Origin of the sequence: Acidiphilium sp. PM (genome assembly GCF_000219295.1) — a bacterium.
GTDB lineage: Bacteria > Pseudomonadota > Alphaproteobacteria > Acetobacterales > Acetobacteraceae > Acidiphilium > Acidiphilium multivorum.
The window spans coordinates 1-3,436 of sequence record NZ_AFPR01000030.1; the positions used below are offsets into that span (position 1 = coordinate 1).

Genomic DNA, 3,436 nt, shown 5'->3' on the forward strand with positions numbered 1-3,436 from the left:
CCCACGCCGCCCTGGTTGCCATTTCCCGCGGCGCCGCCCCGGTCCTGCTGCTCGACGAACCCTTCGTGCATCTCGACGCCGCCCACCGCTCGGCGCTCGGCGAGGCCCTGCATCGCGGCGGCGCGCAGGTCTTCTGCACCGCGACCGAACGCGACCAGCTCGCCGCCCTCGGCGATGCCGCGATCTGGACGGTGGGGGAGGGCGCGCTCCGCCGCGCCTGACGAGTCAGTCCAGGATATTTATCTAATCAATTGAGTTTGAACGATTGTTTCAGACCGTGCTCAGCAGGCGCCGCGCCTCGTCCGCGTCCGCCGCGATCTGCGCGCGCAACTCGTCGAAACTGGCGAAGCGCCGCTCGTCGCGGATGAACCGGTGGAGCGACACGGTGATCTCCTGGCCATAGAGGTCGCCGCTGAAGTCGAACAGATGCGCCTCCAGCCGTGAGATCGCCCCCTCCGCCACGGTCGGCCGCCGGCCGATATTGGCCACGCCCTTGACCATGCGCCCATCGGCCAGCCGCACCGTCACCGCATACACGCCGCGCGCCGGTTCGAGGTGCCGCCCGAGCGCGACATTGGCGGTGGGAAAGCCGATCGTCCGTCCCCGCGCGTCGCCATGCGCGACCACGCCGCGAATCGCGTGCGGCCGGCCGAGCAGCGCCGCGGCGCGTTCGGGGTACCCGTCCTGCAGCAGCCGGCGGATCCGGCTGGAGGAGATCGGCCCTTCGGCATCGTCGAGATGCGGCACGATCGACAGCCCGATCCCGCGCGCCTCCGCCGCCGCCCGCAGCATGGCGACATCGCCGCCCCGCCGGTGGCCGAAGGCGAAATCCGCCCCGCAGGCGAGGTGCGCCGCCCCGATCCCGCGATCGAGCACCTCCTCGATGAATGCCTCGGCGCTCAGCAGCGAGAAGGCGCGGTCGAACGTGAGCTCATAGAGGATCTCGATTCCCTCGGCCTCCAGCGCCGCCGCCCGCTCGGCCTCCAGCATCAGCCGGAATGGCGGATCGTCCGGGCGGAAGAACTCGCGCGGATGCGGCGCGAAGGTCAGCGCCGCGCGCGGTGCGTCCGGCCGCGCCGCATGCGCCGCCCGCAGCACCTCGACATGCCCGCGATGCATGCCGTCGAAATTCCCGAGCGCCACCGAGGCGCCGCGCGCCTCCGGAGGAATCCCGCTCCAGTCGTGGAAGACGCGGATCATTCGGCGGCGCGCTTCTCGTTCTGCGCCACGGCGACGACGGCCTCGGTCGGCGGAATCACGACCGCCTCGCCCTCGATCACCACCTTGCCGCGCACGAAGCAGCGCGTGCGCATGGTCGCCCGCTTCTTCTCGTGATCGAGCGAGGCAACCTCGACCTCCGCCGTCACCGTGTCGCCGATGCGCACCGGCGCGCGGAACCGCATCGACTGCGTGAGATAGATCGTCCCCAATCCCGGCAGCACGGTGCCGAGCACCGCCGAAATCAGGCTGCCGCACAGCATCCCGTGCGCGACCCGTCCCTTGAACAGCGTCTCGTCGGCGAGCTCCTGGTTCAGGTGAACCGGATTCGTGTCCATCGACACGGCGGAAAACAGCAGGATGTCGGCCTCGGTGATGGTCTTGCCGAGCGAGGCGGTCTGGCCGGGTTCGAGCTGGTCGAAGGGTACGCAGCTGGGCATGGGAACTCCCGTCGCGGTGGAACGTATCGCGGCGCACAAAGCGCCGGATCGGGGGGCGGGGTCAAGGCCCCGGCGCGGCATGCCGCAGATAGGCCAGCAACCGCGTCTCCCGCCGCCCGCGCGTCACCGTGTCGAGAATGATGCCGGTGGTCAGGCTCAGCGCCCCGGCGAGCACGATGCCGGTGGCCAGCACGGCGGTCGGCAGCCGCGGCACGAGGCCGGTGCGCAGATAGGTCGCGATCACCGGGGCGATCAGCACGGCGGCGACCAGAAACGCGGCCCCGCCGAGCGCGCCGAAAAACGCCAGCGGCCGCTCGTGCCGCAGCAGGCGCAGGATCAGCCGCAGGATGCGCCAGCCATCGCGCCAGGTCCTGAGCTTGCTCTCCGAGCCCGCCGGGCGCGGCCGGTAATCGCCCTCGACATGGGCGATGGGCAGGGCGAGTTCGAGCGCATGCACCGCGAGTTCCGTCTCGATGTCGAATCCGGTGGCGAGCACCGGGAACGACTTCACGAACCGGCGCGACAGCACCTTGTAGCCCGACAGCATGTCCTCCACCCGGTCGCCGAAAATCGCCCGCACCGCCCCGGTCAGCAGCCGGTTGCCCAGCCTGTGGCCGCCGCGATAGGCGGCCGCGTCGGTCTCCCGCCGCACGCAGTTCACGAGATCGTAAGGCCCCCGCCGGGCCAGCTCGATCATCGCCGGCGCCAGCGCGGCGTCATAGGTGTCGTCGCCATCCGCCATCACGTAGAGATCGGCCTGGATGTCGCGAAACATCCGCCGGACCACGTGGCCCTTGCCCTGCAGCGCCTCCCGCCGGACGATCGCGCCCGCCCCGCGCGCGATCGCGGCGGTATCGTCGGTCGAATTGTTGTCGAACACATAGATGTCCGCGCCGGGCAGGGCGGTCCGGAAGGCGCGCACCACGGCGCCGATGGCCGCCGCCTCGTTATGGCAGGGCAGAAGAACCGCAATCCTCGGTTCCGTCATCGTCATCCGGCTCCCTGTTTCGCTTTCGGTTTAACCGCCGCCGCGCCGCCGGTAAACCGTGCGGCCCGCCGGTTTGGCCTTTGCCCGGCACCCCCGCTAGACTGGTCCCGCGCACATGAAAGGACGCAAGATGCGGAGGCTTGTCCGTTTTCTCTCCCTCGTCGTCGTGCTCGCCGCCCTGGGCTGGCTCGGCCTGTGGTGGTATGCCGAAAGCCGTCTCGCCCTCGCCGTCGACCAGGCGGCGGCCCGCCTGCACGCGGCCGGCTGGACGGTCAGCCACGGCGCCGTCACGCGCGGCACCTCGCCGTTCGTCGCCGATGTGCGGGTCGCCGATCTCCGCCTGACGCCGCCCGTCGCCGACGGCCCGGCACCGACGCTGGAAATCCCCGCGGTCGATCTCGTGGTGCATCCCGCCGCCCCGCTGACGCTCGATCTCGGTTTCGCCACCGTCTGGCGCATGGCCCTCGAAGGCGGCCCCTCCTTCACCCTGCGCTTCGGCAGCATCGCCGCCGATGACCGGTTCGATCTCGCGGACCTGCTGCACCACGCGCCGGATCCGCTGCGCGCCGGCGCCTTCCACGCGACCGACCTGCGGGTCGACAGCGAGAACACCAATTTCACCCTGGTCAGCATCGCCGCGATCGATGCCAGCGGCACCCGCAATCCGGATGCCGGGCCGGATTCCATGGCCGCCACGCTGCACGAATCGCTGCGTGGCCTCGCGCTCTCGCCGCTCTTCGTCACCCTCGGCAACCTGCCGTTCGGCGGCAAGCTCACCGCGCTCAGCGTC

General features: G+C 70.7%; 4 protein-coding genes and 1 pseudogene. 2 read left to right on the forward strand and 3 right to left on the reverse strand.

From position 1 onward, the window contains the following. A pseudogene (locus APM_RS00980) lies at positions 1 to 221 on the forward strand (DNA replication/repair protein RecF); the annotation flags it as partial. 49 nt (positions 222 to 270) lie between these two features. Here the strand turns inward: APM_RS00980 and APM_RS00985 are convergent. The 3 genes from APM_RS00985 to APM_RS00995 form a co-directional block, all read right to left on the reverse strand. Beyond that, a complete protein-coding gene (locus tag APM_RS00985; RefSeq protein WP_007421491.1) occupies positions 271 to 1,200 on the reverse strand; it encodes a bifunctional riboflavin kinase/FAD synthetase in 930 nt (309 codons plus the stop codon). Further along, on the reverse strand, positions 1,197 to 1,658 hold the full coding sequence (locus APM_RS00990; RefSeq protein WP_007421492.1) for a MaoC family dehydratase: 462 nt from the start codon (positions 1,656 to 1,658) through the stop codon (positions 1,197 to 1,199). Before APM_RS00990 ends, APM_RS00985 begins: the two co-directional genes overlap by 4 nt. A gap of 61 nt (positions 1,659 to 1,719) precedes the next feature. Further along, positions 1,720 to 2,652, reverse strand: a complete 933-nt coding sequence (locus APM_RS00995) for a glycosyltransferase family 2 protein (RefSeq protein WP_007421493.1) — start codon at positions 2,650 to 2,652, stop codon at positions 1,720 to 1,722. Between the two features lie 124 nt (positions 2,653 to 2,776). Between APM_RS00995 and APM_RS01000 the strand changes: the two genes are divergently transcribed. Next, positions 2,777 to 3,436: DUF2125 domain-containing protein (locus APM_RS01000; protein ID WP_007421494.1), on the forward strand; the 660-nt coding region annotated here is incomplete at its 3' end.

Excerpts from the sequence above, each read along its gene's own strand:
- APM_RS00985 (WP_007421491.1), bottom strand. The coding sequence starts at position 1,200 with ATGATCCGCGTCTTCCACGACTGGAGCGGGATTCCTCCGGAGGCGCGC.
- APM_RS00990 (WP_007421492.1), bottom strand. The coding sequence starts at position 1,658 with ATGCCCAGCTGCGTACCCTTCGACCAGCTCGAACCCGGCCAGACCGCC.
- APM_RS00995 (WP_007421493.1), bottom strand. The coding sequence starts at position 2,652 with ATGACGATGACGGAACCGAGGATTGCGGTTCTTCTGCCCTGCCATAAC.